The sequence below is a fragment of the Dysgonomonas sp. 25 genome (assembly GCF_010501075.1).
Taxonomy (GTDB): Bacteria; Bacteroidota; Bacteroidia; order Bacteroidales; family Dysgonomonadaceae; genus Dysgonomonas.
Map to the genome: position 1 here is coordinate 239,688 of NZ_QVMN01000005.1, position 26,044 is coordinate 265,731.

The 26,044-nt window shown below is 43.3% G+C and carries 31 protein-coding genes; 16 read left to right on the plus strand and 15 right to left on the minus strand.

Annotated elements, in window-relative coordinates; translation table 11 throughout:
• Positions 1–64 precede the first annotated feature (64 nt).
• Both D0T66_RS10175 and D0T66_RS10180 read right to left on the minus strand, forming a co-directional pair.
• On the minus strand, positions 65–1,012 hold the full coding sequence (locus D0T66_RS10175; RefSeq protein ID WP_163357178.1) for a hypothetical protein: 948 nt from the start codon (positions 1,010–1,012) through the stop codon (positions 65–67).
• A 122-nt stretch (positions 1,013–1,134) separates the two neighbouring features.
• A complete protein-coding gene (locus D0T66_RS10180; RefSeq protein ID WP_163357179.1) occupies positions 1,135–2,325 on the minus strand; it encodes an XkdF-like putative serine protease domain-containing protein in 1,191 nt (396 codons plus the stop codon).
• Between the two features lie 199 nt (positions 2,326–2,524).
• Here D0T66_RS10180 and D0T66_RS10185 point away from each other — a divergent pair, with 199 nt between their 5' ends.
• The 3 genes from D0T66_RS10185 (at position 2,525) to D0T66_RS10195 (ending at position 4,628) form a co-directional block, all read left to right on the plus strand.
• On the plus strand, positions 2,525–3,112 hold the full coding sequence (locus tag D0T66_RS10185) for a tetratricopeptide repeat protein (RefSeq protein WP_163357180.1): 588 nt from the start codon (positions 2,525–2,527) through the stop codon (positions 3,110–3,112).
• Between the two features lie 11 nt (positions 3,113–3,123).
• Positions 3,124–3,729: a carboxypeptidase-like regulatory domain-containing protein gene (locus D0T66_RS10190; RefSeq protein WP_163357181.1), complete on the plus strand. Its 606-nt coding sequence runs from the start codon at positions 3,124–3,126 to the stop codon at positions 3,727–3,729.
• A 134-nt stretch (positions 3,730–3,863) separates the two neighbouring features.
• The gene (locus D0T66_RS10195) at positions 3,864–4,628 is read left to right on the plus strand and encodes an SDR family NAD(P)-dependent oxidoreductase (RefSeq protein WP_163357182.1); all 765 of its coding nucleotides are present in this window, start codon (positions 3,864–3,866) and stop codon (positions 4,626–4,628) included.
• A gap of 64 nt (positions 4,629–4,692) precedes the next feature.
• Here the strand turns inward: D0T66_RS10195 and D0T66_RS10200 are convergent, their stop codons facing one another.
• From D0T66_RS10200 to D0T66_RS10225, 6 genes are all read right to left on the minus strand, one after another.
• The gene (locus tag D0T66_RS10200; protein WP_163357183.1) at positions 4,693–5,118 is read right to left on the minus strand and encodes a hypothetical protein; all 426 of its coding nucleotides are present in this window, start codon (positions 5,116–5,118) and stop codon (positions 4,693–4,695) included.
• A 31-nt stretch (positions 5,119–5,149) separates the two neighbouring features.
• Complete coding sequence (locus D0T66_RS10205; protein WP_163357184.1) at positions 5,150–5,941, minus strand: hypothetical protein; 792 nt, start codon at positions 5,939–5,941, stop codon at positions 5,150–5,152.
• A 35-nt stretch (positions 5,942–5,976) separates the two neighbouring features.
• Positions 5,977–6,792 carry a hypothetical protein gene (locus tag D0T66_RS10210; RefSeq protein ID WP_163357185.1) on the minus strand — a complete coding sequence of 272 codons (816 nt, stop codon included), beginning with the start codon at positions 6,790–6,792 and terminating at the stop codon, positions 5,977–5,979.
• Positions 6,793–6,816: 24 nt separating this feature from the next.
• Complete coding sequence (locus tag D0T66_RS10215) at positions 6,817–7,599, minus strand: hypothetical protein (protein ID WP_163357186.1); 783 nt, start codon at positions 7,597–7,599, stop codon at positions 6,817–6,819.
• A gap of 35 nt (positions 7,600–7,634) precedes the next feature.
• Positions 7,635–8,021, minus strand: a complete 387-nt coding sequence (locus D0T66_RS10220) for a hypothetical protein (RefSeq protein ID WP_163357187.1) — start codon at positions 8,019–8,021, stop codon at positions 7,635–7,637.
• A gap of 171 nt (positions 8,022–8,192) precedes the next feature.
• Positions 8,193–8,798 (minus strand): hypothetical protein, encoded by a 606-nt coding sequence (locus D0T66_RS10225; protein WP_163357188.1) that lies wholly within the window; start codon positions 8,796–8,798, stop codon positions 8,193–8,195.
• A 170-nt stretch (positions 8,799–8,968) separates the two neighbouring features.
• Here D0T66_RS10225 and D0T66_RS10230 point away from each other — a divergent pair, with 170 nt between their 5' ends.
• From D0T66_RS10230 to D0T66_RS10270, 9 genes are all read left to right on the plus strand, one after another.
• The gene (locus tag D0T66_RS10230) at positions 8,969–9,283 is read left to right on the plus strand and encodes a hypothetical protein (RefSeq protein WP_163357189.1); all 315 of its coding nucleotides are present in this window, start codon (positions 8,969–8,971) and stop codon (positions 9,281–9,283) included.
• 122 nt (positions 9,284–9,405) lie between these two features.
• Positions 9,406–9,762: a hypothetical protein gene (locus D0T66_RS10235; protein WP_163357190.1), complete on the plus strand. Its 357-nt coding sequence runs from the start codon at positions 9,406–9,408 to the stop codon at positions 9,760–9,762.
• 130 nt (positions 9,763–9,892) lie between these two features.
• Positions 9,893–10,243: a hypothetical protein gene (locus tag D0T66_RS10240; protein ID WP_163357191.1), complete on the plus strand. Its 351-nt coding sequence runs from the start codon at positions 9,893–9,895 to the stop codon at positions 10,241–10,243.
• A 104-nt stretch (positions 10,244–10,347) separates the two neighbouring features.
• Positions 10,348–11,892 carry a hypothetical protein gene (locus D0T66_RS10245; RefSeq protein WP_163357192.1) on the plus strand — a complete coding sequence of 515 codons (1,545 nt, stop codon included), beginning with the start codon at positions 10,348–10,350 and terminating at the stop codon, positions 11,890–11,892.
• 132 nt (positions 11,893–12,024) lie between these two features.
• Entirely contained in the window at positions 12,025–12,438 is a 414-nt protein-coding gene (locus D0T66_RS10250; protein ID WP_163357193.1) for a thioesterase family protein, read from the plus strand.
• A 12-nt stretch (positions 12,439–12,450) separates the two neighbouring features.
• Positions 12,451–12,900, plus strand: a complete 450-nt coding sequence (locus tag D0T66_RS10255; protein ID WP_163357194.1) for a hypothetical protein — start codon at positions 12,451–12,453, stop codon at positions 12,898–12,900.
• A 27-nt stretch (positions 12,901–12,927) separates the two neighbouring features.
• Entirely contained in the window at positions 12,928–14,085 is a 1,158-nt protein-coding gene (locus tag D0T66_RS10260) for a hypothetical protein (RefSeq protein ID WP_163357195.1), read from the plus strand.
• 57 nt (positions 14,086–14,142) lie between these two features.
• On the plus strand, positions 14,143–14,421 hold the full coding sequence (locus tag D0T66_RS10265) for a hypothetical protein (RefSeq protein ID WP_163357196.1): 279 nt from the start codon (positions 14,143–14,145) through the stop codon (positions 14,419–14,421).
• Positions 14,418–14,663: a hypothetical protein gene (locus D0T66_RS10270; protein WP_163357197.1), complete on the plus strand. Its 246-nt coding sequence runs from the start codon at positions 14,418–14,420 to the stop codon at positions 14,661–14,663. The genes D0T66_RS10265 and D0T66_RS10270 overlap by 4 nt, the downstream gene beginning before the upstream one ends.
• An 11-nt stretch (positions 14,664–14,674) precedes the next feature.
• Here the strand turns inward: D0T66_RS10270 and D0T66_RS10275 are convergent, their stop codons facing one another.
• The 5 genes from D0T66_RS10275 to D0T66_RS10295 all read right to left on the minus strand — a co-directional run bounded on the left by D0T66_RS10275 (position 14,675) and on the right by D0T66_RS10295 (position 19,604).
• On the minus strand, positions 14,675–15,961 hold the full coding sequence (locus D0T66_RS10275) for a hypothetical protein (protein WP_163357198.1): 1,287 nt from the start codon (positions 15,959–15,961) through the stop codon (positions 14,675–14,677).
• 69 nt (positions 15,962–16,030) lie between these two features.
• Positions 16,031–16,636, minus strand: a complete 606-nt coding sequence (locus D0T66_RS10280) for a YdcF family protein (protein ID WP_163357199.1) — start codon at positions 16,634–16,636, stop codon at positions 16,031–16,033.
• 55 nt (positions 16,637–16,691) lie between these two features.
• Positions 16,692–17,135, minus strand: coding sequence for a hypothetical protein (locus D0T66_RS10285; protein ID WP_163357200.1), 444 nt, complete (start codon positions 17,133–17,135; stop codon positions 16,692–16,694).
• A gap of 161 nt (positions 17,136–17,296) precedes the next feature.
• Positions 17,297–18,241 (minus strand): hypothetical protein, encoded by a 945-nt coding sequence (locus D0T66_RS10290; protein WP_163357201.1) that lies wholly within the window; start codon positions 18,239–18,241, stop codon positions 17,297–17,299.
• 46 nt (positions 18,242–18,287) lie between these two features.
• Positions 18,288–19,604, minus strand: a complete 1,317-nt coding sequence (locus tag D0T66_RS10295) for a UDP-glucose/GDP-mannose dehydrogenase family protein (protein WP_163357202.1) — start codon at positions 19,602–19,604, stop codon at positions 18,288–18,290.
• A 157-nt stretch (positions 19,605–19,761) separates the two neighbouring features.
• Here D0T66_RS10295 and D0T66_RS10300 point away from each other — a divergent pair, with 157 nt between their 5' ends.
• From D0T66_RS10300 to D0T66_RS10315, 4 genes are all read left to right on the plus strand, one after another.
• Positions 19,762–20,178 (plus strand): DoxX family protein, encoded by a 417-nt coding sequence (locus D0T66_RS10300; protein WP_163357203.1) that lies wholly within the window; start codon positions 19,762–19,764, stop codon positions 20,176–20,178.
• A gap of 139 nt (positions 20,179–20,317) precedes the next feature.
• Positions 20,318–21,094: a hypothetical protein gene (locus D0T66_RS10305; RefSeq protein ID WP_163357204.1), complete on the plus strand. Its 777-nt coding sequence runs from the start codon at positions 20,318–20,320 to the stop codon at positions 21,092–21,094.
• Between the two features lie 355 nt (positions 21,095–21,449).
• Positions 21,450–21,803 carry a helix-turn-helix domain-containing protein gene (locus tag D0T66_RS10310; RefSeq protein WP_163357205.1) on the plus strand — a complete coding sequence of 118 codons (354 nt, stop codon included), beginning with the start codon at positions 21,450–21,452 and terminating at the stop codon, positions 21,801–21,803.
• 110 nt (positions 21,804–21,913) lie between these two features.
• On the plus strand, positions 21,914–23,041 hold the full coding sequence (locus D0T66_RS10315) for a hypothetical protein (protein WP_163357206.1): 1,128 nt from the start codon (positions 21,914–21,916) through the stop codon (positions 23,039–23,041).
• Between the two features lie 434 nt (positions 23,042–23,475).
• On the opposite strand, the gene D0T66_RS10320 is transcribed toward D0T66_RS10315, so the two are convergent.
• Both D0T66_RS10320 and D0T66_RS10325 read right to left on the minus strand, forming a co-directional pair.
• Positions 23,476–24,336 carry an endonuclease/exonuclease/phosphatase family protein gene (locus D0T66_RS10320; RefSeq protein WP_163357207.1) on the minus strand — a complete coding sequence of 287 codons (861 nt, stop codon included), beginning with the start codon at positions 24,334–24,336 and terminating at the stop codon, positions 23,476–23,478.
• Positions 24,337–24,473: 137 nt separating this feature from the next.
• On the minus strand, positions 24,474–25,733 hold the full coding sequence (locus D0T66_RS10325; RefSeq protein WP_163357208.1) for a sodium:proton antiporter: 1,260 nt from the start codon (positions 25,731–25,733) through the stop codon (positions 24,474–24,476).
• Positions 25,734–26,044: the final 311 nt, after the last annotated feature.

The following is a 26,044-nucleotide window of genomic DNA, read 5'->3' on the forward strand; positions in this document are numbered from 1 at the left end:
TAATTAAAAACATGAGCATGTGCTAATTGGCATATTAACTCATTAGCACATTGGCTCATTAATTTTAGTTGTTCGGGCTATAGAATACCACTTCGTCCTCGAAAGGGATAGCGAATCCTAAGCGCAGGCGGCCGTCGATAAAGATTTTGTTATCGTTCGGGGCAGCGAATTGTCCCAGACGGATTTCTTCCAAGTCGCTCAACAGGTCTGTTCCCAATAAGAAGTTAGACGATTCGGCAATGACCATGTCGTTGTCGCCGATGCCTTTTACCGGAACGATTTCAGCGCCCAGATACTTCACGATGTTGTTTTCGACGATGAAGTTCGGATTTACAACCACTCCTGCGCCGAATACGCCTGCTAATGCCACTTTTACCTTCATCAAGGTCGCATACGAAACATATACGTTCAGGCTTTCTTTTTCCATGCCGGCTGCGGCTACATCGTCCGGAAGGGCAGCGAAAGCTTTTTCGATTTCGTCCAAAACATTCGATTTTGTCAAGACTACACCTGTAACCTTGATAGCTTCGGTGCTGTCGGTCAATACCTTGGTTACACCGTCGAAGTCGTCAGCATCTACCGAACTGTCGCCTTTGAAGATTTTGGTTTCGATTTCGCTGCTCAACTCGCTGGCAAGGATAGCCATTGTAGCATCTTCCAAGCCTTCGGGCAATTGATGGTTGCGTGCGCCCGGACTCATCATCCAAACAGTGCGTTTACGCTCGAGGTCGTCCAAGCATTGTTCGAGGTTGATTTTATACGTTTTGATTTTCAACTCTTTTTCGCTTAGCTTAGCGATTTGCTGAGGTGTCCATGCGCAATCGCGACTGTCTGCCTGAAGCATGTTGCCACTCAGGTCGATGAGGTTGAGCATAGAGCTTTCCTTGATGCCGATAACGGGCGTGATTTTGCCCTTTTCGATTAATTTTCCGCCGAATACGGCTTTGGTAAACCAGTCCATATTAGATGAAGGCTGGTAGGTCAGCGGAGTAATGTTGTACAAATTTGCCATTGATAAATTAATTTTAGCCCCTCCTAACCTCCCCAAGGGGAGGAATATATAAGGGATTTGTTTAAAAATATTTGTTGATTGATTTGCTTATTCAGCCCCTCCTTAGGAGGGGTTGGGGAGGCCTATTTCCTGCGTTGCAGCGTTTCGTTGAGGGCTACGGCCATGCGTTCGGCAGTAGACATAGATAGCTGATCGGCAGCCGATTGACGTTGCACGGCAGGACGTGCCGAAGGTGTCTGGCGGCGAAGCGTTTCCACTTGTTTAGATGCCTCTTCCAATGCGGCCGATAGTTCGTCGATAGCTTTCTGCATTTCGGCGATTTTAGCTTTCAATAGTTCGCTTTTGCCTTTTGGATCAGCCGGTTGTGCTTCTTCCGGTTCATCGTCAAGAGGTTGCTCTGCCAATTGGCGGTAATAACGCCGAAGCGCTTCGGGAGCCGATTGGCTGTCGGGATTGCTGATGGCATCTGCCGCCGGACGCGTTTCGACCAAGTCTCCTTTTTCGTCGATAACGAGCAGATTGCCGTTTGCCAGTTTATGCTCTCCGGCAGGCATTTGCTCTTCGTCCATCGTCGCAAAGCCATCCTGATCGACATACACCTCTTTGCCATCGGCAAGGATAAAGATGATAAAAGGTTCGCCACTATCGGTCGTGTCCCTTTTCTTTACGTCTTCGATGCCGAGCAGCAAATGAGCGATACGCCGCAAAAGCGTCTTTTTCTGTTTACGGTTGTTCATCTTACGTTTTTTGTTTTTAGAATTGATTTGATGTTTGTTCAGGGCAATTTCCTGATTGAAAAGCCCTTCGAGCGAGAATCCCTTGACATGGCCCGCCATGACCTGCTCGTCCCAATAGTTGCGATCTTCGATTTTATAGCTGCACATAAGTGTGCCTTGGGGGAGGTCGTCGAAGCCTAATGCGCGGGATTTATCTCGTTCGGGGTCTTCTACTATCCACAACTCAGTGAGGTAGTTGCCTTGCAGCGGTTGCGCATGTTGATGCGTTGTTGTGGTGAGGGCTATGCCTGTGCGCATCATCTTTTGTGCAATTTTTCGTATTTGTTCGGCTGAGAAGCGGATATAATGCTCGCCCATCGTTGGCGAGTTGCGATAGATTAATTGATCGGGTTTGAGGACGACGCCTGTCAGTACTTGTTTTTGTTCGTCGCGGTTCAGGTGCAATGGTTGCATTTGCTGGCTGAGGGCGACAAAATCGACTTCGTTGGCAGGACAATCGACAAACGAAATGGCATAAATACCTGTCTCGTCTTCGAGGTTTTCGTCAATCAAACAGTTGTAAACGGGAAGTTTCATACGTAATTCTTTTTTAGTTTTATGGCTGTATGGAAACTCGCAAACGCGTTTTCATAAGCTCTTTTTTGTTTTATTGATAAAGGGCTTGATATGGGATGGACGATTTTAACATTTGAGGGAGGAATTGTTTCGTATGAGAAAGAGAAGATCGGCAGTCGCCCGGTACTACAAAAAAATATATCTTTACAGAAAAAAGAGAATGAAAAAATGCCTGCCTGTCTTATTTACTCTATTATTTTTATTCACTCACTGCGAAAATCCAAATAAGGAGAAGGCTATTGCTCTACAGCAAGAGGCTGCTGAGATGATAAGTGAAAATAATCTGGATAAAGCGTCGGAATTATTGTCCGAATCTATAAGCCTTTATCCTGATGGATTTGAGGCGCACTATTTATATTCTACAGTTTTGATAAAACAGAAAAAATATAGCGAAGCAATTCTGATTCTTGATGAGGCTATAAAACTTAAGCCAAATGTGCCGGAAACATTAGCTCTACAAGGTATGCTCTGTTTATATGCAGAAGAACCGGAAAAAGCGAATAAAGTTTTTGATAAAGCTATTGAAAATTATGACCGGCTATTACAATTGGATTCATTGGAAAACAAAGAATATATACTTACCGGAAAATGGTATGTACATTTTTTAAGGTACAATGATAAAGAAGACGCTATTAGAGGAATGAAGAAGGATTTTGAAAGTGATTCTACGCTTAATAGTGAGCGAATCGATGAATTTGTCGAAATATTGGATGATTTTGATCTCAAGGAGGTATTAAATAATTATTAAAAACCTTTATTATGAAAAAGATAGTCTTTATTATTCTGTTATTGCTTCCTTTAGCTGTTTTTTCACAAGAAGTGGAAGATAAATACTCGATAGGAGGGCAACTACGAATAGCTGTATTGACAGAAATACGCTTGCCAAGCGACTACAATCGTATATGGATTGAAGATACAGATCTCTCTGTTGTTACTGATTCATCAGGGATTTTTCGATTCGATAATTTAGAGAAAGGTAAATATCATATAATCGTAAAGGGATTGGGTTGTAAAACCGATACCGTTGTGGAAATAGTCGATAAGTCGCTTTCGGATATTGTTTTGATAGCGAAGTATGATTGTGAGGTAAATTCAGCTAATGCAGAAAAAGATATTAGAGATAATGAGGTAAAGTTGTTGATAATGGGTGGTTATGCTCCTAAAAAGATCAGGGATAAAGATCATAAATTTGAGGAAAAATTCAACTTGAAGTATTATCAATACGGGTGTCTTGCTCCCGAAATTGAATGCCTCATCGAATATAATCGGCATATTTTCGAATACCTCGACTCCCGATATGGAAAGAGTTGGCGGAAATCGGTGCGGAAAGATGTCCCCGGCTTTAAAGAATACAGAAAAAAATAATCATACCTTATTTTTTTAGACTACCGCTTTCCATTCCCTAATATAGAATAATCCAAACTAAACCCTGTATCTGTTTGTTGTTACTTGACTTTTCTCCTATCTTTAGGATATGAATCTTAAAAACTAAAAAGACTATGGCTCTATTTGATTTGAAAGGAAGAGTAGCTTTTGTTACAGGAGCTTCTTCGGGATTAGGAAAAAGATTTGCTCTTACGCTTGCCCGTCAGGGGGCGGATGTTGCTATCGTGGCGCGCCGGATGGATAAGTTGCAGGAGTTGGCTAAGGAAATAGAAGCGGAGGGACATCGCTGTCTGCCTGTGCAATGTGACTTGACTGTGGAATACGATGTTGTGCGTGCGGTGAAAGAGGTTGTCGGTCACTTCGGTAAAATCGATATATTAGTTAATAATGCCGGGCTGGCACTCGGCGGGAATGCGGAGGATATGAGCCTCGAAGATTTCGAACGGGTGATGAAAGTTAATGTGAGCGGCGTATTCCTGTGTGCGCGGGAGGTTGGCAAGCATATGATCGAAAATCAGTACGGGCGCATTATCAATATAGCTTCGGCATACGGAAAGGTAGGGAATAAATTCAGTCCGACGCTGAGCTATCATACTTCGAAAGGGGCTGTCATCAATCTTGCCCGAGCCTTGGCTACGGAATGGGCAAAACACAATATCACGGTCAACAATATCGCTCCGGGCTATTACGAAACGGAAATGACCGAAGAGCTATTCAAAATCGATGCTTTTATGAATTTTGTAAAAGGAAAGACAGTTTTCGAGCGTCCGGGCAAAGTGGAAGAATTAGATTCGGCTATTGTCTTTCTGGCAGCTAACGAATCGACGTATATCACCGGACAGACTATCTATGTAGATGGTGGCTGGACGATTATTTAGGTATCACTTTATTTACATAAAAAAGCCGCAATTCGTTTCTGATTTGCGGCTTCTGTTTTTATCGTTAATTGATGTCGTCTGTGACATTTACTTTCAAGGTGGAGGCGTTTCCATCGTTATCGGAAACGGTGATAGTGGTTGTTCCTTCTTTTAGGACAGTAAAAGTCAGATAGCCTTTGCCGTCCTCTCCGGTATTGCCGTCACTGTCGCTATATCCATATCCATATCCATATGGCATTTGCACTTTGATTTGCGAATTGGCTACAACATCTTGGTTGGATGAGGTTGCTTTGTAGGTGCCTTTTCCTCCTTTCACGATGGCATAGTGCACTTCCAAACCGATAAAGGTTTTAGCTACATGGACTTCGTTTATCTTTTTTGTAGCATCATTCATGCTATAGAATTTGATGGCATCATCGTCTTTGTCGTCGCTACCGCACGAAGCAAAGAGGAGCGGGATAAATAGCAGGAGTAGTAAGGTTTTTTTCATGGTGGGGTATTTGAATTAATATGATTAGGTATTAGTAACGTGGTGTGTAAAAATGTAATATATATTCAATTTTAGTGATTCCTGCTGCCGGATATTGAGTGGCATATTTCTCGGTAAGATCTTCGAACAGATAGAGATTGATAGGGCCCATATCTTTTTGTGCATACATTTCGTGTTCATACTTTCTCTCATAGCGGTGTTCTTCGCCGTTATAAGTGAATATGAAGTAGTAAGAGCGATTCTCTTCTACGATACGGAATTCCCCTTCAAATCTTATGCCGGATTCCTCTGTGTTTTTGTTGTAAATGATTAGGTCTCCGGACAGATGGTTTTTGTAAGTCAGATGAAACATATTGCCACGCGCTATGTTATTTGCTGCGATATCACTCTTGATAGCGTCGTAAACCGAAGGATCTGTCAATGGATCAGGAGTAATAACTAATAGAGGTTCTATGTCTACATGATAATATACTTGCGTTCCTACTTTCACTTCCACGGGAATGACGGTTGCATTTCCTTTGCCGTCCGAGACTGTGATTGTCGTTTTTCCGGGAGCTTTAGGTGCATAGGAGATACGGTTTGTTTCGGTCATCACTATTTCTATGATAGAGCGGTCGTCCGAAGAGGCTGTGAAAAAGCCATCACCTCCCTTTATCCAAAAATAGCCTATCTCTTTATTTGTCGTAACATCTATTTGAGTGATGCGTTCCGATAAATAGCTGTCGCTATATAATTTTATTTTATCATCGTCGCTTCCGCAGGCGAAAAAAGCCATAGCGATAAAGGCTAATACTGCAAATTTCAAAAAATCCATTGTCTTCATAGGGTCTGATATTTTTTTAGATTAAATATTTAATTTTATCCGGCTGATGATACAGTAAAATAATACTTCACTTCGCTTACAGTGCCGGCAGGATATTGTCCGTCATACTTGTTTTGATAGTATTCCGTGAGGTTTTCTCCCAGTTTTATCCTGTAATAATTGGACTTTTGAGAGAGAGGTGCGTTGTCACTCACATATTGATAACGGTGTTCGCGTCCGCCATATTCCAATATAAGGAATAATATGGACATTTGGTTCCCCTCTTGCAATTCGAAACGGAAACGGCCTGTCGCTATCTCATTTTCGGCATACGCATCCGAATAGATTTGTACATTTCCTTCCTCTTTGCCGGTATAGGTGAGTATAAATGAGTTGTTTGCAAGCAGATTCGTCTGTTCTACGTCTTCGCTTATCGCTGTTTTCAGCCCGGCAACCATATCGTTGATTTGTAAAGCGGGTTCGCTCACGAGAAACTTCTGGCTCGTAGCGGATACCGTAACTTTTAATGTTGCAGCATTCCCTTTACTGTCAGTGACGGTAATAATTGTTTCTCCGGCATCTTTAATAATGAAAGAGAGCGTATTCATGTATCCGCCGTAATAGTCTTCTATCCAGATGTTTTCGCTCTCGATAACATCCTGATTGGACGATGTTGTATTATAAACACCGCTTCCGCCTTTAACGAAGGCAAAGGAATACTTTTCGCCGGCTGATCTCGTACCGATTTCTATCTCTGTTATTCTCTCCGGCGGAGTATTGGCATCGTAGAACTTGATTTTATTATTGTCATCATCGCTACAGGCAATAAAGAGTAGCGGAAACAACAGGAATAAATAAAATAGCTTTTTCATAACGATAGCGTTTAAGTTAATTTATCAATTGTCCAACTGGTCGAGCCGTACGGTAGCTATAACCTTTTGCACGCCGGCTGCGGGATATTGTGTTTGGTACATATCAGTCAAATCGGCTTCTAAAACGATTCTTACATCATCGCCTTCGGCGTTTCCTATGTTTTGCCAAGTGACATTATAGGTATGCATCTTCCCATTATATGTCATGTCGAAGAAAGTGCCCCCTATAACTGTTCTCATCTCGAATGTTCCATCATATTTTATGTCGGCATCCGATTTATCAGGAAAGACTTCCAATGTTCCGCTTTTTTCTGTTTTATATTTGAATGTCACGGCCATAGGCATTTTCAAACGGAGGCTTTCCATTTCCGTCTCTATCAGTGTTTTTACAGACGGATCTGTAACATCCACTTCCAAATTGTCCTCAGATACAGCTGTTTTTAATGTATATGCGGTGATAGAGATAAACAAGCGTCCTGAATTCATGTCCGAATCCATAACGAAAACCGACGTATTACCTTCTTTCAACGGAGTTATTCTTAGTGCAGTCCCGCTCAACTCAGTTCGGCGCGCCACTTTGATGATGTCTACATCTTGCGCTCCGTAGGTATAAGTGCCTGATCCTCCTTGAATATCGATGTCATATCCTTCGCCTACAACAGGGAGGATAACGGTGTTAGTCAACTCTTTTCCGGGATTTTCCAGATCGTAGAATTTAATAACGTCGTCTTTGTTTTTACTTTCGTTACAAGAATTGAGTGTAAAAAGCGCAGCGAAAAAAAGGAGTGTATAAATAATCTTTTTCATTATTCTGTTTTTTGTCAAATTATTCGGTTATAGTATTAGCTCTGCGAGCTTGTACGGTAATATTTGATATTGTCGAGGTGAAAGGTCTTTTTATCTTTCATCTTGAAAGGTACGGCTTCCCATGTGGCGGTTGCTCCGGCATTGTCGTATTGCAGTTCGAGTTTATTTGTTTCGAGTATCCGGTATTTTCCGCTCGTATTAATCGATTTTGCCAGACTTTGCGTAGAGTTGAGGTATTCGTGGAAATTACCTTGAGCATCAAATATATATATTTTGACAGCCCACGTGCCGTTGGGATCCGACATCCATTTGCCAACGATCCATTGTGCCTGTTCAGCAGCAGTGGGATCTTTATCATCGTCGCTTCCGCAACTGGTTAGAAACAAGGGTAATAATAGGAATAAATAAAGTAGCTTCTTCATAATCAAGAGGTGTTTTTAATGTTTTAGGGTTGGTTTGTTTGAGATATGTAAAGATTCTTCATGAAATTTTAGCATTATCAAGGGTTCAAAGACATTTGTCTGTACAAAAATATATAATATCGCGCAATAAACATTAATTTAAGTAAATGTTTGTTGTGTCAAAATCAACATTTATTGTTCCAGATTGCGTAAATGCCGGCGAAGCTCTTCCGCTATTACAATCCGGCGGAGAGGTATAAGGTAGTCGGCATTCATAAAATCGACTTCGTGGTCGAGCTGCTGATAGCGGCGGACAAACTCCTCGATAGGCAGGTTGTCGCTATAACCCTCGAATATGCGGTCGTAGACTGCTTTCGCCTTCCGGAGCATATCTGCTGTCTCGTGCAACGGCTCTATTCGCAGCATCACATCTATGACCTCATCCAATCGGCTGAAACTGAGTGAATAGGCAAAGTCTTTTGTCTCTATCAGCCGGAGCCAGTATAATGCCGTTTGCAGACCGTCGAAAGTAACACCGTCGATAGGCGTATAATTGCGGTCGAACAGCTCGTCGTTGATAAAGGAAATAGCACGGTTGATGTCGTATTTCTCGGCTTCGTAGTAGTGGTCGGCCATTGCTTTGTCGCAGCCTGTTTCGCTGCAAATATGTTCCAATGCCTTTGCCTTGTAGAGGTAGACACAGGTCTCGATGTCGCCGTCGTTGGCGCGCAGTAGCTCTAACGCTTCGTTTATCGGAATAGGGAGGATTGTTCTCAGTTCTTTGACCTTATTCATCATATCGCAGCAACTTTTAGCTTAACCAAATTGTGTTGTTATGAAAGAAACGGCGAAAATAATAACTTATTTCATCAAATAAGCGTACTTTGTCGAAAAAATATCCTTGTCAATTGGGACAATTAGGCAAAATATCAGTCTTATAATTATAAAACAACAAAAACAACCAAATTATGAAAACAGATTTTTATACCAAAGCCGTATTGACAGTTATAGCTATCGCTTTATCAATCCTTGTTGTCCAGAACTTTTTTCCGGCAGCCGTAACTTCCGCCCATGCCGCTGCTCCCGTCCCTGCACCCGCTCAACAACTGCAAAACGGCGTGGTGGATGTGAATGTCGTGCAACTCAATGGGGTGAAGCTCTTTACGCGCTATGTCGAACTGGAGGATGAAGATGGCAATCCCGAGAATTGTGCTTATCTGCCCACCTCTATCGAGTATCAGGGGTATACGCCGGGCATCCCTGTTTGTATAACCGATTATTGAGTTTTTCTGAAAAAATATCCTTGTGCATTTAAACTATCCATCCTCAAAATAGTCATATATTTGAGGATGTTTTTTTATCAGACGTTTTGTGCGATTAATAGGTAAACTAAAAATATAGAATTATGAAAACAAGTTTTTATTCTCAAGTTATTCAGACGATTATTGCGGTTGCATTAGTAGTTATTATTATCCAGAATGCATTGCCCAATGCTGTAACCCCCGCTCATGCACAAGCTCCCATTCCCGCACCTGCCCAGCAGATACAAAGCGGCGTAGTGGATGTGAATCTGGTGCAGGTGAATGGAGTGGAGTTGTATGGTCGAACAGTGAAGTTTGCCGATGGCGAAGTAAATTCCTATATCCCAATGTCAGTCGAATATGTAGACCCCAAAACGAGCACATTTAATGTGAATATTAAGGAAGTAGATGGTAATTACATTCATAATATAAACGGTTCTTTATCTGTATATACAAAATAATAATAATATTTTTCTACAAGTTTATCTATAAGTGAAAAACTTAAGATGAAAGATAATGACTTGTCATGTTGAGTGTTAGTGGAGTATCTTGCTCCTGAAGACAAAAGCGAACAAACTAAAATATGAAATTATGAAAACAGATTTGTACACTAAAATTATCCTCACCGTTATTGCTGTTTTTCTTGCAGCTAATTTCTTTAAAAACAATGATATTGTTACCCCAGCCCATGCACAGGCTCCCGTTCCTGCACCTACGCAACAGATACAAAGCGGCGTAGTGGACGTGAATCTGGTGCAAGTGAATGGAATTGATATATACCGTAGCGCTGTTGATTTACAAACAGGAGAAAAGAAAGCCTATATTCCTATATCACTTGAATACGTGGATAAAAATACCAGCACATTTAATGTGAATGTTGCAGAATATGGCGGGGAGAGGATTACATCTGATTATTATATATCCGTATGGAATGCTAATTAGAATTTTATTATTCTTAGGTTTATTGTTGCAAATGTTAAGTTATTGAAGATAATACAATCATTTTATCTATAAGTAAAAAACTTATGATGAAAGAGATGAATTTTATGTTAAAGTTCAATGTGAAAGAGGTAGAGGACATGTTGAATGGTATCTATCAAAGAACAGAGGAACTGCCGGCTGTTTTTCTTAAGGAAATGGCCAAAGTCACTGCTTATTTCGAAAAATTGGGTTCTGTTTTAGAAAGTCTTGCTAAAGAGGCTAAAGAGATACACAAAGGTCTAAACAATTCTATGTTGGAAGTTCAGGGGAAACAAAAAAACGATGAACAACCTTCTAAAAAGGCAATGAATGATTCTCAAGGTACTCTGGAAAAATATGTAGAAAAGATGGGGAAATTTCAAACTACCATTAAAAACCAATTAGATATCATAGATTATGATAAGACTAAAGCAGCCCTTGAACAAGTCAATGAATCGTTGCAGAAAAATGCTTATCTGGTCGAAGATTATCGCCGTAATATAGAAGGTTATTATGATGAGTTATTTAGCAATTTAGAGAAATCGAAAGGGCAAATTTCCGAAGAAGAATATGCTAAGGAGGAGCAAAAAATAAGTAAGGAGAAAGCCGATTCTTTAGCCGATTATCAAACAAAGTATGCACAGTTTACCAATTTGCTAAATACTAATATTAAGAATCAAAACAATCTCTTTGGCGATTTTTTTGCCAGTCTTCACGCCCAAATGAAGAAATTCAACGACGAATACATGGTCGGCATAAACGGAATCTTTACAGCCGCTGCCGGTTTAGCCAAACAGAAAAAAGCCGAAGCCGAAGAAGACCTCAAAGAGATAACCGAAAAGTACAATAAGATAGTCGAAGAGCGCAAGAAAAGCACCGAAGCTATCAACGCCCTCGAAAACAAAGCTGCCAATGCCCGTGGCGGTCGCGCCATAGCCTTGCAAGAGCAGATAGATGCCGAGATGGCGAAAAACCAAGGTCTCGCTGCACAAGAAAGCCAGTTAGCCAAGGACAAGGAAAAAGCAGAAAAAGAGAAAGCCAAACAAGAAACCCGAGCCAAGAAAATAGAACTCAAACAAGGCCTCGTCAAGAGTGTGTCTGATATTGCGATGGGTGTTGCCAAAGCCCTGTCGATGGGATTGCCCGGCATACCCATAGCCGCAATGATTGGGGCGATGGGTGCGATACAAATAGCCACCCAGACACGCCAATTGAATAAACTCGAAGACGGAGGCTTGCTCCGGGGCAAACGCCACACACAAGGAGGCATGCGCATCCTCGGCTCGAACATCGAAGTCGAAGGCGGCGAATTTGTTATCAATCGCCACTCTACCCGCCGTAATCTGGGACTGATAAACTACATCAACTCGCAACGCCGCGAACTGAACCCCGAGGACGTCAACTCCTACTTCGACAGCAACAAACGCCGGCTTGCTTACAAACCGATGTTCGCCAAATATATGGAAGAGGGCGGACAGATACCCAGCCTGCCCCTCGGCAATGACATGACCAATCGCCAGTTGTTAGACGCCATTCAGGCTATCAGGATAGAACCGCGCGTTGCAGTGACGGACATCAACCGTGTGCAACAATCGATGGTGCAAGCCGACCAATGGGTCGGGATACAATAATTTTTTCGTTTTGACATGACTTTAGCCTTCCTCTGATTATTGAGGGAGGCTTTTTTGCTTTTATTTCTCGCCTCTCGTATTGCCCTCGCGGGAGATAAATAGCTATCTTTGCAACAAAACAACACATACATTATGGAAAAGATATTATTCGAATTGCCGATGAAGGTGCGCGACTACGAATGCGATGCACAGGGAATTGTCAACAATGCTAACTATCAGCACTATTACGAAGTTGCTCGGCACGACTTCCTCGAAGAGAACGGGCTCGATTTTTATACCCTCCACACCGAAGGGCTCGATGCCGTTGTGGTAAGCGTTCACATCCGCTATCACCATTCGCTGCACGGGAACGAGAAATTTGTCTGCACCATCGATTCGCTCGAGAAGGAAGGCATCCGCTATATTTTCAACCAAAGCATCTATCGCGAGCGCGACGGTAAAAAATGCTCCTCTGCCCGTATCGAGACGGCTTGCATGCTCAACGGCAGGGTAGGGAAGCCCGAATTGTTTGATAAAGTATTCGGTAAGTATCTGGTTGAAAAATAAATTGTTATGCAGATGGTGACAATAGACAAGATTGTCCTCGAGGACATTAAAGATCCCGAATATCCCTACAAAAACGGGTATATCGATATGCCCTTGAAATTGTTCGGACAGATGCGTTTCGAAGATGACGACGAAAAACTCGGGCTCAGTATTCCGGCAACAATAGACCTCGAAGCTATAATAGAGCCTCTCAATGATTACCTCCTGTGGCTCTCGGATTGCCGGGCTGCCCTCGAAACATTTTATCTGCGCGAGCATAAAGAGTGGATTGACGAATGTTACGACGGCGAGCTGGACGATGAGTGGTACAACAGCCTCGAAATGTATAGCGGAACGATAGACATCGACGAGGACGGAGCATTTTCGGCAAACTTCTCCTGTGGAGACAATATGAACGACGATCACCTGCTCATTATCGAGATTTCGGGCAAAGAAATCAACGATATGTGGTTTGACGGATAATTATAAAAGACACATAACAATATAGCAATGAGAAACTTTAAGCAAGAAGAAGAAACCCTTAATGCAAGAATCCAAGCCGATTTTTCCGATTGGCAGGCGCATCTGCTGAAAGCAGAACTGTATTATGATTTGTTATACAATAATGATTTCGATTTTGAAATATTTGTCGGTCAGGATAAATTGGAAGATGAATTGGAAAGGGAAGATGGCAGTACCATTATTGATGATGCTATCGAAAAGGTACGCGAGCTGAATCCCGACTCGATAGAGCTATGCCTTCTGCAAGCGAAGATAGGAATGTTCAGAGGCGGGATGGATTCGAAGGAAATAAAAGCCTTCATCGACCACGCATTGGCCAAAGAGCCCCAAAATGTGGATGCATTGCTCACGTTAGCTAAGTGGTATTATTATGAGGAAAATGACTACGACAAAGCATTCGACCTTTGTAGCAAAGTGCAGCAAATAGGCCCAATGAATCCTGTCGCCTATTATTTGCGAACGGATTTATCCGTGTACATAGACATGGATAAATATACCGGAGAAATGGAAGAGAGAGACTATCAGCGACTTATCCAGTTTAAGCCTACCCACATGGGTCCCTATTATAACCGAGCCGTCTTCTTTTCCTGTATTCCGCAATATGAGGATGCATTAGCCGACGTCGACCGCTGCATCGAACTCGATAATGGTCATTACAAAGAAAGCGAGCCTTACATCCTACGTGCCTCTATAAACAGAGAGCTTGGAAACTACGACGAAGCTTTGAATGATATAGCCAAGGCGATCGAAGCTATTGTGAATGATTCTAATGCATTGAGATGCCAAATCTGTATTGAAAAAGGCGAAATATATGATGCTATGGGCGATAGCGTGAATGCGATGAATGCTTTTAAAGAAGCTGTCAAATATGATCAGGAGTACTATGCGACTCACTACGACATGGATAAAAGGGAAGCACAAGCCCTCGGCGACACCGAAGCGTTAGAGAAATATAATAGACGTATCAGTTTGGCAAACGGAGCTACTCCGTATGATTTTTATGTTGCTGCCATTGAAAAAGCTGAAGAAAAGAGTCTTCCGGCGAAGGAGAAAGAGCCTGCAAAAAATGAAGGTCACTATAACAAAAACGAACGCGAAGACAGACCAAGTTTCTGGAGCCGACTGAAAAGCAAATTCTTCGGATAAACGCCTTATTTGTTAAATAGTGCTATCAATGTGCCGGTATTTTATCATTGTATAAAAATGATGCCGGTAAAAATCCTTATTTCCTTATTCTTTAGCATTGTGTGTGCCCTATATCTGGGGTGTATACTACCGCTGCATCTGCCTCGTCTGCACACTTTTTTCGACCGCAAACCATTCAATTGCCGCCCCTGTTTCACCTTCCATTGCACATGGCTGGCGATGGCGGTTTTTGCATGGTTGCTGGCTTCGTGGCAAGTGTTGCTGGCGGGCATTGTGGCGGCATTCGTGCTATTCGCTATCGTCAGATATATTGATAACAAAAAAATGGAACCATGACAACAACCAACCATTCAACCCTGCGTGCCGAAGTGGCAACGCTCATTTCCGATGTGGAGGCTACGCACCGTTATTCGATGAGCCGTATCTACGGACTTTATAACCGTGTATTCGAAACGGACGAACGTCCGCAATCGTGTGCCAGTTGCCTCATCCGTAAAGTGCGCGAACTAAGAAACTGGCTCGCTTCGCAAACGGACACTCCTGTGGAGAAGCCGAAACGGAAGCGGTCGAAAAAGTAAGCGCCGGAAAGCTATTTGCCTTGTGCAGATAGCTTTTTTTCTGCTTCTATCTCTTCCAGTGTCAGGTAAAATTCGCTCATCAGCATGTCATCTACATAGGTAGAAACGGGCATTCTGTGCGGCGGGAAGAAGAATGCCAGCTGCCCCCTGAAAATGAGCATAAAGGAATCGCCCCTCCATGGATAAATGCTGTGCATAGCGGCCTCGGTATCGGACAGGAAACGGGGGATGTCTTCCTCATTCTCCCCGATGAGGGCAAACAGTTCCGATTTCATGGTTTCGGACAGATAGGGGCTGCTGATAAGCATGCCGAGCATATAGGCATAGGCCTGATCGGTCTGGCCGTTTCGCCGGTATGCCTTGATAATGCTGACGATGCAGCGTTCTCTATCCTTCATGCGCAGGCGGCTGTCATCGGTCGCATACGGATAGTCGAAAACGGCCTGCGTATAATAGTCGATGGCCGCCGTATAATTGTCGCGGCTCATATAATAGTCGGCTAACGTGTGGATGATGAGGTGTTTCAGGTTGGTAGCCATCCGTCGTTCGCTTTCGTTTTCGAATTGATGCGGATTTATTTCGAGGGCAAGAATATAGCGGAGATAATCTATATACAGGTAAACATTTTGGCGCGTCAGTCCCCGTAGCGACTGTTGCAGAAAGGCGTCCAGCTTTGCGTCGGATGCATACGGCTCGTGCTTCATCAATCCGGCTACGGCTATGCGTATGTCGTTTATATCCGTTGCATGCGAGAGGATGGTTTTTCCCTCGTAGCGTTCTTCGGGCTCGCCCTTTATTTTTGGTTTTAGGCGGTTGATATATAGGCGGTTGTTTGTTGCGCTGACGGTGAACCGTACCGTTTTTGTTATCGGAGTTTCGCGTATTTCGGGCCAGTAATATTGACGGAATACAGCGTCGGATAAAGAGTTTGTATGCAGTGTGATAGTGTCTTCGTTTATCGTCCAATTGCCCAATACGGCTGTCGATCGGCATTCGGCAACAGGTCGTTTACTGCAGACGATATATCCGGCAGCGAATGTGCTATCGCCTTTCAGTTCGAGCGACGAGACGAGGCTGCTTATATTGCGGCTGATACCCGATTCTCCCATCGAATCGGCAAAAAGAACCTCTAACGGCGCGAATATTTCATCTTCTGCACTGAGAGCCGAGATAAGCCGTTGCCCGGTGACCAAGGGATCGGAATACCATTTTCGCACCAACAGGCTGTCTCCTCCGCTTTGTGCAAAAGCAACGAGGGCGAAAGCCAGCGATAACGATATGGCAACCAGTCGTTTCATTCTTTTTAGTTTTGTAAGTATGGCAGTAAAGATAAGGAAAAAAGCTTTATAGTATTGCAAGGCGGCATATTATCCGGGAATCCGATAGAATTGATAACCGATATAGAAAAATACTTCGCGGGCTAAAAATTCGGCTTTCGCTCCGAATGAAGTATACTTGCTTGTGCCGGTGGGGGATGAGTAAACTTGCGCCGGAAGATAGTCGTTTGCCAGTAGCATAGCCCGTTTCATGTGCAGCGGGTCGCTCACAATCAGTGCGGAGGATATATCCTGTTCTTGTAGGATAGCGGCTGCATATTCGAGGTTTTGTTGTGTGATGACGGATTGTTCTTCTATAAATATCTTGTTCTCGGGTACGCCACATTGCATGGCATATCGCTTGGCTACCGATGCTTCGGAATAATGTTTTCCTTCGCCTGTTCCTCCCGTAAAAATCAATATATCGGTATAATTGTTTTCGTATAGCCAGATGGCGTGTTTTATGCGCTCTTCGAATACGGGTGACGGTTTATCGTCCCACACTCCCGCACCCAGCACGATAGCAGCTCCTGCAACGCGGGTTTCGTCCACGTTGCTATACCGGGCGATGCCGATTGCGGTATATACGATGTAGCCGATTGCGGCAAGCGTAATTACCGCGAGTATTTTCCGCCACCTTACTTTCCGCTTTCGCATAGCTTTTCTGTTTTACCGATATACACACCCGTAAAGATAAGCAAAAAGACTTGCTTTATAGCTTGGATAGCTCGATAGTCGAAATTTCAGTTTTCCGGCTCTGAATGCTTTTCAGTGCTTCGGCAGATATTTCCAGCGTACAATAATTACTCCCTTCCTCGGTTACCGTGAAATCACTCGGGTAGCCTCTCAAGCTCAACGAGGACGATGGTGCCGCAATTCTTATTCTGACTTTGCTACTACTCCGGCTGCAAACCGGGCTTAGGGTGAAGGTGTGAACGTAATTGCGCATAATCTTATCATACACAAAGCTACTATAGGCATTCTGCGTCTCGACCTCTTGCTCGAGGGCAAGATTTATATGCAGCGATTGTGGTACGGGACGGCTGTCGAAGGTAATAAACGTATAGTCGCCTTGTATGACGATGAGTGTATCGGATTGCGCATATCCTGTAATGGAAGCCCATACGAGGATTATGAGAAAAAGGATTTTTTTCATGAATATCAGGTTAATTTGTTCGTTTCAACAAGCTCTCACGGCATAAAGGTAACAGTTCGGGTTGATAAAATGCTATCCTTTTTTTCTTTTTAACATCTTGTGCTTGTGTTAATTTCTCATCAAAAAAAGCCTGTAATGTTGGTTACAGGCTCTGTGTTATCTTATGCTGCTTCGCTTGCATTGGGCTTATAGGGGACGCTTAAAAGTTCTTCCGTATGACATTTGGTATAGATGTTCAAATATCCTCTTTCGTAAAAACAGTCGTAAAGCAACTCATTTTGAGAAGCAATGTCGATTATTCTAAGCATGTGTGCCATCGGTATAGTCTTATCGAATCCGATTTGTATCGCCTTCCTCATAGAATCCGATGGAATATTGTCCATCGCCGGCTGATATTTTGCCTTGAAGTCTGCTACTATGACCGAAAATTTGTCCACCTCTGCTTGAAAGGAGGCCGGCCGGTCGATTTGGTATGTTGCGACCAACTCTGCCTCGTGTTGAAAGTTTGTATCAAAAGCAACCAAACGAAAACGGTATTCCTTGAATTCCAGTTCCTTCAGCTTTTCATAATCAACACTTTGTGTGTACTGCTTATATCCCGTCTGATTCAGAGGTAGTGGGTCAATCACATCATTCGCTATTATAATGCTAAAGTCATCATCCACCAAGTCTAACAGCCATTGCTTGCTGATATTGTTCTTTTTCATAAAACACATCAATTTGGCAGCAATATCCAATGGCATATCCTCCACTTTGACCGATAGCATCACCCATTCGTCTTGCTCCAAGTGATTTGCCGTTTTGGCAGACAGTATTCGGGAAAATAAGGAATCTATATTTGGTATTTCTTTGGATGGATAAGTCAAAGCTATCGTATTTTCAGCCCTTATACTGAATAAGTCAGTGTAGTGATAATTAAATATTTGCCTTCCTTCTCTTGGAGGAAGAACATTGGCCACAGGCATCACAAATTCAATAAGTGGGCAGTCGGGTTCGGCTATTGTGTCAAGTTCCTTATCTTGCTCGTCCAATATATGGAAAGCTAAGATAAGAATCAATATTATGGATAGTAGCGAGATTAGGATAAATAGCGGTTTTCGTTTCATTAGCCTAACGCAATAATATCTTATTCAATTCGCTTACTTATACTATTTAAATACCGATACCAAAATAATCGAATCCTAATTCGTTCATTTCCTCTTTGTTGTAGATGTTGCGACCGTCGAAGATAACGGCTTTTTTGGCTATTTTCTTCACCACGTCCCATGTAGGCAGGCGGAACTCGTTCCACTCCGTCACCAGCAGGATAGCATCCGCTTCGAGGGCGGCATCGTAAATGTCTTTGGCATAGACGATAGTGTCGCCTATACGGCGGTGCGTTTCTTCTACGGCAACAGGGTCGTAGGCGCGTAGCTTTCCGCCGGCGTTGAGGATATCCTCGACCAGAACAAGTGCCGGAGCTTCGCGCATATCGTCGGTTTTGGGTTTGAACGCCAATCCCCACAGGGCGATAGTCTTACCTTTGATGTCGTTGTTGTAATATTTCATCAGCTTTTCGAAGAGGATGTGTTTTTGTTTTTCGTTCACATCTTCTACGGCTTCCAGTATTTTCATGTCTTGTCCTAACTTCTTCCCTGTCTTGATGAGGGCTTTCACATCTTTCGGGAAGCAGCTTCCGCCGTAGCCTGTTCCGGCATAGAGGAACTTAGAGCCGATGCGGGCATCGGAACCGATACCTTTGCGCACCATATTCACGTCAGCACCCACGATTTCGCACAGATTGGCGATTTCGTTCATAAAGCTGATACGGGTTGCCAGCATGGCATTGGCGGCATATTTAATCATCTCGGCGGATGGTATGTCGGTGTATATAATGCGGTAGTTATTGAGCGTGAATGGCTTGTAGAGCCTTTCCATCAGCGCTTTGGCGCGGTCGTTTTCGATACCTACCACTACACGGTCGGGCGCCATGAAGTCGGCGATGGCAGCTCCTTCTTTCAGGAACTCGGGATTGGAAGCCACATCAAACTCAATGTCGCTTTTTCCGCGCTTGTCCAATTCCTCCTGTATGGCCTGTTTTACCAATTTGGCAGTCCCTACGGGCACCGTGCTTTTGGTCACTACTACTACATGTTTGTTAAGGTTGCTTCCAACTGTGCGGGCAACTTCGATAACGTAGCGCAAATCGGCGCTACCATCCTCGTCCGGAGGTGTTCCTACGGCCGAGAAAACGATGTCCATGTCGTTCAGGATAGAAGGCAGGTCGGTAGTGAAGTGCAGGCGGTTAGCCTTCACGTTGCGTTCCACCATTTCGTCCAATCCGGGTTCGAAGATAGGGATAATGCCATTCTTGAGATTTTCGATTTTCTTTTGGTCTACATCGACACAATAGACGTCTGTTCCCATTTCGGCAAAACATGTCCCTGTCACTAATCCTACATATCCTGTACCTACAACAGCTATTTTCATTCTGTAAATATTATAGTTAGATTTTTTAATTTAATGGTGCAAAGATACGATTTTCTCTTTGCAATAATTGCTTTTTGAAAGAACAATATAGCAGGACAACTGTTTAATAGTGAAAAGATAGGATAAATTTAACAAACTAAACTAATAATAGCATATTATGATTACAAGATTTTTATTTCCGAAAAGGACTTCCGATTTTAATGTATCCTTTGCATTACTCCTTTTACGAATCGTTGTGGGGGCTTTGTTTATGACACACGGATGGGCTAAATTAACGAATTTCGAAGCTACGGCTGCCGGTTTCGAGCAAATGGGCACAGGCGGCGCTATAGGTGCCGGATTGGCGGTCTTTGCCGAATTCTTTTGTGGAATAGGTATTATTACCGGATTTCTGTTCCGGCTGGCGCTTATCCCGCCCATTGTAACGATGAGTGTGGCATTCTTCTTTGTTCACGGAGGCTCTCCTGCCGAAGGCGAACTGGCATGCGTTTATCTTGCCGTATTCGTTGCTATGATGTTTACCGGTGCGGGACGCTTCTCGGTAGACAGGTATATTGCCGACAGGTTGAAATGATAAGAATATAAAGGACTTAGTTTATGGTAAATTAGCTATTGTGATTTATTGTATTGTACCTGATGCATCTCCCTTTGGTAAGGGAGATGCGTTTTTTTTGTATCTTTATGCCGGATAACTTGAGCAAAACTATCATATTATGAAAAAAATAGTAATCCTTTTCTGCCTTCTTTTGCCGGTGCTTTTTTGTCCTGCTCAAAAAATCGTTAAATACGGAGAATTGAAGCCTTTCCTCGGGATGAAGGGGAAGGTGAAAACGCTGACCGAAGAGGCGTATACGGTTTCTTATACGGCTGACGGCAAAGAAGAGAAAAAGCTGGAAGAGACAAGGATATTTGAATTTGCCAAAAACGGCGAACTCAAAAAGAAAACTGTCCGTTATGGTGAAAATGAGCGGGTTCTTACATATAAGGAGTATAAAGAGGGTAGGGCTATCCGTTTCGAGCGTGAAGAGCGTACGCCCGAGCGTGTCGATAAAGACAGCATCCGCCTGTATGTTGTCGACAATTTCCACGACTCGCTCGTTTCGTGGAATCTTTATAATACCGAATATGCCTATATGGATACTACGCTCCTCGCATACTCGTCCTTTATGAACGAGATAAAGCCTCTTGCCAATAAACGCCGGCTGGAGATATGGGAGCAGTATGACGAACGGGGAAACCTGAAAGACGAAAAGCGTTTGTTGCGCGGAGATATACGCAGCTGGTACGAGCGATTCTACGACGAGGATGATTTGCTCATAAAGCAGCAACATATCGAACCGGCTTATTATGCAATTTTTTACGAATACGACAAATTCGATAAGCGGGGTAATTGGTGCGAGCGTAAGACGTTGCGGCAAAGAGACATATATGGAGATGAAAGTGATCGGGTGACAACATCGCTCGTCATACGCCGGATAAAGTATTATTAATGCCAATATGTCGTTGGCTTGTTAATTAGAAGTGTTCTTTTAAATTGTACTGCCGCGCAACTGTCGTTGCTTGCCTTCGTTCATTTTTGCTTGACCAAAAACGAACCAAAAAGTCACGACTTAGCCGTCTAAGACGACCCACAAGCAACTTGTTCGCTGAGCAAAAAACTCGCTACGCTCAAACACGTTTTGCTCTTGCCGCTCACTGGCGTTGTGTGGGTACCCCGTCTATCCGGCAATGTCGGAATAGGAAAAAGTACAATGCAGCGAAAACACTCTGAAATAGTAGAAAATAAAAGAACATTTTTGAAATACAAATTCACATTATGAATGTATTCTAATAAAAATAAAGAAAATGGAAAACTTTTTACCCTCGGGCAATTGCCCCATCCGTCAGGTATTGAACAGGATAGGCGATAAGTGGTCGATGCTTGTGTTGGCAACGCTTCAGGCGAATGAGGTCATGCGCTTCAGTGATATACACCGTTCCATCGGCGACATATCGCATCGCATGCTTACCGTTACGTTGAGGATGCTCGAAGCGGACGGACTGCTTCACCGGAAAGTTTATCCGCAGGTGCCTCCGCGTGTCGAATACACCCTCACCGATATGGGGCATAGCCTTATCCCTCACTTGCGCGCCTTGGTCGACTGGGCAGCCCACAATATGCCACAAATCATGGAGGCGAGGGAAGATGTCAAAGGCTGATTCGGAAAAGGAATGGGAGCAGGGTGAAACGTTTTTTTGTTAAAAATAGCCTGTTTATTTGAAACAAAGCCTTATATTTAACGCCAGCAAACTTACAATTATCAAGCATTATGAAAAAATTGTTTTTAATATTCTCATTATCATTTGCTGTATTGTCAGCGGCGCACAGCCAGTCGTATACAGCGCACCAAGCAAGTATAGAAAAGAAACTGAGCGAATACCGCAACGATGAGGTTACGACTTTTATCAACGAGACTTTGCAACTGTTCAACAAAGGTACTGCTCCTTCGCAGCAACTGCTCACTGGCACTTATGCCCTCGGGGTGGTGTATGTGATGGACGAGGCCGCCGACTGTTCGGGTGGTGTATGTTCCAATCCTGCGGCAGATGCAGCCATATTCGAAAGCGGATATAGCAAGATGGGTATGATGCGCATACGCAGCAACAGTCAGGCTAAAAGGCCTTTGCCCGAATATGTGTGGATGCATCAGAGCGGACGCGTCAAGAATACCTCTTATTCGACCAAGTATATGCTCGAATATCTGGGGCAGAAGGTGAATATGCACACGTATACGACGAATGCAGGCGAATGCCTTATCGGTAAGAATACGTTTGTGCGTCAGAATGGGAATGAGTTGATTGCTGTCAGCCTGACATCGGATTATTCCAAGATAAATATCTATCGTTTTGCTGTCGATGCCAAAGCTTCGCAGGCTACTCAAACGCAGCCGGCTACATCGGTAGGCGCTACTCAGGGAACGACCACTTCGCGCCCTATACAGAAAGTGTATGAGGTGGAGGATATACCGGCGACAACTACCCGCCAGCCTATCGCACAGAAGGAATATGTGGTAGAAAACAATCCGTCTGATAAGACGCAGGAGTATGTTGCGTTGAGCGAATACGACCTCACATTAGCCAACCTGTTGCAGCAGGTTATCAATAACCGCTCGCTGACAGTTTATTACAAGTCGGATAATATGTATATCGTCAGCTCCGGCCTGTTCCGCGACCATCTGGAAGTGAAATATAAGGATAAGTGCGTGGATATACAAAACGGTGCGGTGAAAGGAAAGAATGACTATGTCAAGTTCGTTTCGTCCAATTACGACGGTAAGACAAACCACAATACCGAGTTCCGTTTTTCTATGCCGACTTATGGCGTAGGCGGAAAGGCTGTATTTAAGTATACGGGCGACAAATGGTTCTTGAGCGAGGTTGTCGTCGTTGCCGAATAGGATAACTATAAATATATAAGATAAAGAATAAGATCCGGGAATCTGTTTCGTAAAAAAAACATGATTCTCGGTTTTTTTTATTTGCCTGATTCTTAGGTAAATGTCTTTTTGTTAGTTTTTTATTATGTCGATTTTGTGTCCCTTTATTATGAAAAATGTTTTTTTTATTATAACTTTACGCACTCAATTATACAGGGTGTTGTGTGAGTGGTGAGATATGTAGTTGTGTAACAAGATGATATTGCAGTGACATTAATATATCCCCTAATAATAATATCAATTTGAAAAGAAATATAATATCAATTTGAAAATGGCGTTAAGCCGGAATACCCGTTAATACAAGCAAATAGAAATTATTGAATTCAAAAAAAAGGGGAGAGGGCATTACTATTATAGTAATGCCCTCAAAGTTTATAAGATATGTATCCTATCCCTTATTTGATTGTCAGCTTCGCAACAATAGGGCAATGGTCTGACAAATATATATCATTCAGTTTTTCAGGCATAACGCTGTATTCATCCACTGTAATACCTTTGCTTACGAATATATAGTCAATGTACGAACGTTTAGATTCGGGCAATCTCCCGAAATCGTGGAATGTCCATTCCGCGTTGTCTTTGCTTGTTGCAATCGCGCGGCTGTCGAACATTTGCATCGGGTTTTCCTCGTCAAGGACATGGCGTATCACATCCGATTCGTGTTTAGCATTGAAATCACCTGTGACGATAACAGGCAGCCCTTTGCTCAATTCCTTGGCGCGTGTCAGCAGCAGCGTAACGCCTTCCTGACGGGCTACTTTCCCTACGTGGTCGAGGTGGGTATTGATAGCGAAAAGCTGTTTGCCACTCTCTTTGTCTTTTAATACGGCCCATGTAGCGACGCGTTCGCAGGCTCCGTCCCATCCTTTCGAACCGGCAACCTCGGGTGTTTCGCTCAACCAGAATGTTCCCGATTCTACTTCGTCGAAACGGTCTTTCTTGTAAAATATGGCGCTGTATTCGCCTTTTTCCTTACCGTCGGCGCGTCCTACGCCAATTGCTTTGTAGTCCGGCAGGCGTTCCAGTAAATCGGTCAGCTGATGGTGCATCACCTCTTGCGTGCCCATAATGTCTATCTGTTGGTCTTTGACAATCTGCGCAGCCACGTCCTTGCGGTATGGCCATTGGTTGAGGCTGTCTCCTGTGTGATCGAGCCTGATATTGAAAGACATAACATTGACTTTGATTTCTTTCTCTTCGCATGATACGAAGAGCAACGGAAGCATACATAATGCCAGGTAAAATAATTTCCTCATTGTATTAGTACTTGTTTTTATGATTTAGTAAATGATAGATTCGCAAAGGTATAAAAAGAAACCATCACTAAAAAACATAAATACTTTCAATTTGCAAGCCGATTGCTAAAAATGAATAAGATGCAAGTGTTGCATCGCTATATCTTCATCCTTTTGGCCATTTTCCCGATACTCAATCCCTGCACGATGATAGAGAATACCACGACGAAATAGGTAGCGCTTATAATAACTTCCTTGTATGGCCCTTCGGGGATGGAGAGCGCCAATGCGATGGATACACCGCCCCGCAGCCCGCCCCATACCAGCAGGATAATGCTTCCCGTCGAGAATTTCTCCCGGAAAGGGATGAATATGGTAGGCAGTTTGATGGAAACATAACGGGCAAACAGCACCACTAATATGCAAATCAGCCCCGTCTCCCAATAATCGCGCAGATTGGGGATGAGCAATATCTCGAACCCGATAAAGAGGAAAAGGATAGTGTTGAATATATCGTCGATTAGTTCCCAGAAACTACCCAATATATCATTCGAATGCTCCTCTGCCGTGTGGTATTTCTTTCGCTTGTACCCGATAATCAATCCGGCCGCCACCATCGTCAGCGGGCCGGATATATTGATGGATGAGGCAAACAGGTAGCCGCCCATGACCACCGATAGCGTAATCATCACGGCCAGTTTGTAATCGTTTGCCGTTTTCATCGCCCAATATCCCAGATTGCCCAGAGCAGCGCCCACCAGCAACCCTCCGGCAACCTCTTTCAGCAGAAGTATTGTAACTTCGCCGGCCGATATGTGTACGTCTCCCATCCCTTGCGCTATGCTGAATATGACCGTGAATAAAACGACCGCCACGCCATCGTTGAAAAGCGATTCGCCGGCAATCTTACTCGCGAGCGCTTTCGATACTTTTGCCTCTTTCAGTATGCTCAACACGGCAATCGGGTCGGTGGGGGAGATTAACGCCCCGAACAGGAGGCAGTAGATAAGCGGCACCTCGAGGTGGATGCCCGCCAAAGGAAGCAGCGAATCTAACAGGAAATAGAGCGCAGCCCCTACCACTATGGTCGAGATGATTACACTCAATGTAGAAAAGACAATGATAGGCCATTTCTCTTCCTTCAGGTCTTGTATGTTGATGTTTATCGCTCCCGCGAACAACAGGAAGTTGAGCATCCCACCCATCAGCATTTGCGTGAAATCGATGTTACGCACCACCTGATAGAAGTCATCGAGCGGCTTGCTCGAGAAATTACCGATAATGACCAGTCCCAGCGAAAAAAGCATGGCAATAACCATAATTCCGATGGAAGATGGCAACTTCAGGAAGCGTAGATTGAGATACGAGAAAATCGTTGCAATCACTATCAATATAGAAAACGATATATATATTTCCATTCAATTGTGAATCATTTCGGGTTGTTTTTATAACACACAGATGAGGTAAAAAGATTTCTTAAAAGAAATCCTTTTTCTAAAATATTGCATTATAGATATTTATGTGGGAGTGTGTTTTTTTTTAGAAAAAAAACGTATTATAATTTGGATCGAGCGAAAAAAGATGCCTATCTTTGCACCGCTTTAGTAGGGAAGGATATCCCGAGAGAAAGCGAAAAAAGCGAGATCATTGACATATTGGAAAAGAGATAGATTTAAGCGTGTAGTACAGATTGTTTGTATTTCGGTATAAATAATCGACAAGTATCAAT

Bases quoted from the DNA above. Each gene is read 5' to 3' on its own strand.
- D0T66_RS10325 (WP_163357208.1), bottom strand. From the start codon at position 25,733: ATGGAAATATATATATCGTTTTCTATATTGATAGTGATTGCAACGATT.
- D0T66_RS10275 (WP_163357198.1), bottom strand. From the start codon at position 15,961: ATGAAACGACTGGTTGCCATATCGTTATCGCTGGCTTTCGCCCTCGTT.
- D0T66_RS10300 (WP_163357203.1), top strand. From the start codon at position 19,762: ATGATTACAAGATTTTTATTTCCGAAAAGGACTTCCGATTTTAATGTA.
- D0T66_RS10265 (WP_163357196.1), top strand. From the start codon at position 14,143: ATGATGCCGGTAAAAATCCTTATTTCCTTATTCTTTAGCATTGTGTGT.
- D0T66_RS10185 (WP_163357180.1), top strand. From the start codon at position 2,525: ATGAAAAAATGCCTGCCTGTCTTATTTACTCTATTATTTTTATTCACT.
- D0T66_RS10250 (WP_163357193.1), top strand. From the start codon at position 12,025: ATGGAAAAGATATTATTCGAATTGCCGATGAAGGTGCGCGACTACGAA.
- D0T66_RS10285 (WP_163357200.1), bottom strand. From the start codon at position 17,135: ATGAAAAAAATCCTTTTTCTCATAATCCTCGTATGGGCTTCCATTACA.
- D0T66_RS10255 (WP_163357194.1), top strand. From the start codon at position 12,451: ATGGTGACAATAGACAAGATTGTCCTCGAGGACATTAAAGATCCCGAA.
- D0T66_RS10240 (WP_163357191.1), top strand. From the start codon at position 9,893: ATGAAAACAGATTTGTACACTAAAATTATCCTCACCGTTATTGCTGTT.
- D0T66_RS10235 (WP_163357190.1), top strand. From the start codon at position 9,406: ATGAAAACAAGTTTTTATTCTCAAGTTATTCAGACGATTATTGCGGTT.
- D0T66_RS10245 (WP_163357192.1), top strand. From the start codon at position 10,348: ATGTTAAAGTTCAATGTGAAAGAGGTAGAGGACATGTTGAATGGTATC.
- D0T66_RS10280 (WP_163357199.1), bottom strand. From the start codon at position 16,636: ATGCGAAAGCGGAAAGTAAGGTGGCGGAAAATACTCGCGGTAATTACG.
- D0T66_RS10290 (WP_163357201.1), bottom strand. From the start codon at position 18,241: ATGAAACGAAAACCGCTATTTATCCTAATCTCGCTACTATCCATAATA.
- D0T66_RS10210 (WP_163357185.1), bottom strand. From the start codon at position 6,792: ATGAAAAAGCTATTTTATTTATTCCTGTTGTTTCCGCTACTCTTTATT.
- D0T66_RS10205 (WP_163357184.1), bottom strand. From the start codon at position 5,941: ATGAAGACAATGGATTTTTTGAAATTTGCAGTATTAGCCTTTATCGCT.
- D0T66_RS10320 (WP_163357207.1), bottom strand. From the start codon at position 24,336: ATGAGGAAATTATTTTACCTGGCATTATGTATGCTTCCGTTGCTCTTC.
- D0T66_RS10215 (WP_163357186.1), bottom strand. From the start codon at position 7,599: ATGAAAAAGATTATTTATACACTCCTTTTTTTCGCTGCGCTTTTTACA.
- D0T66_RS10305 (WP_163357204.1), top strand. From the start codon at position 20,318: ATGAAAAAAATAGTAATCCTTTTCTGCCTTCTTTTGCCGGTGCTTTTT.
- D0T66_RS10270 (WP_163357197.1), top strand. From the start codon at position 14,418: ATGACAACAACCAACCATTCAACCCTGCGTGCCGAAGTGGCAACGCTC.
- D0T66_RS10220 (WP_163357187.1), bottom strand. From the start codon at position 8,021: ATGAAGAAGCTACTTTATTTATTCCTATTATTACCCTTGTTTCTAACC.
- D0T66_RS10200 (WP_163357183.1), bottom strand. From the start codon at position 5,118: ATGAAAAAAACCTTACTACTCCTGCTATTTATCCCGCTCCTCTTTGCT.
- D0T66_RS10195 (WP_163357182.1), top strand. From the start codon at position 3,864: ATGGCTCTATTTGATTTGAAAGGAAGAGTAGCTTTTGTTACAGGAGCT.
- D0T66_RS10180 (WP_163357179.1), bottom strand. From the start codon at position 2,325: ATGAAACTTCCCGTTTACAACTGTTTGATTGACGAAAACCTCGAAGAC.
- D0T66_RS10225 (WP_163357188.1), bottom strand. From the start codon at position 8,798: ATGATGAATAAGGTCAAAGAACTGAGAACAATCCTCCCTATTCCGATA.
- D0T66_RS10260 (WP_163357195.1), top strand. From the start codon at position 12,928: ATGAGAAACTTTAAGCAAGAAGAAGAAACCCTTAATGCAAGAATCCAA.
- D0T66_RS10315 (WP_163357206.1), top strand. From the start codon at position 21,914: ATGAAAAAATTGTTTTTAATATTCTCATTATCATTTGCTGTATTGTCA.
- D0T66_RS10230 (WP_163357189.1), top strand. From the start codon at position 8,969: ATGAAAACAGATTTTTATACCAAAGCCGTATTGACAGTTATAGCTATC.
- D0T66_RS10310 (WP_163357205.1), top strand. From the start codon at position 21,450: ATGGAAAACTTTTTACCCTCGGGCAATTGCCCCATCCGTCAGGTATTG.
- D0T66_RS10295 (WP_163357202.1), bottom strand. From the start codon at position 19,604: ATGAAAATAGCTGTTGTAGGTACAGGATATGTAGGATTAGTGACAGGG.
- D0T66_RS10190 (WP_163357181.1), top strand. From the start codon at position 3,124: ATGAAAAAGATAGTCTTTATTATTCTGTTATTGCTTCCTTTAGCTGTT.
- D0T66_RS10175 (WP_163357178.1), bottom strand. From the start codon at position 1,012: ATGGCAAATTTGTACAACATTACTCCGCTGACCTACCAGCCTTCATCT.